This is a genomic window from Halorubrum sp. SD690R (genome assembly GCF_005435035.1).
GTDB lineage: Archaea > Halobacteriota > Halobacteria > Halobacteriales > Haloferacaceae > Halorubrum > Halorubrum ezzemoulense.
In genome coordinates, this window is the sequence record NZ_SGTV01000170.1 from 1 (window position 1) to 245 (window position 245).

The following is a 245-nucleotide window of genomic DNA, read 5'->3' on the forward strand; positions in this document are numbered from 1 at the left end:
TTGGTCGCGATCTCAAAGACTTAAGTGAGTCTCCAAACAAGGGACGAATGTGAAGCACGCACCGGTAGTGTAGTGGTATCACGCAACCTTGCCATGGTTGCAACCCGAGTTCAAATCTCGGCCGGTGTATTTTCTGAGCGAAGCGAGGAAATCACCGAGAGTGATTTGAACGCTATCAGTTGCGGCTCAACTCTCTCAGAGCCGGCCGGCGCGGTTCACGTGCGAAAAACCGGAACGGGTCTCCG

Annotated in this window: 1 tRNA gene; it reads left to right on the top strand. The window is 53.9% G+C overall.

The features are described from left to right. Nucleotides 1-58 precede the first annotated feature (58 nt). Nucleotides 59-129 (top strand) — tRNA-Gly (locus tag EXE41_RS18915). Nucleotides 130-245 lie beyond the last annotated feature (116 nt).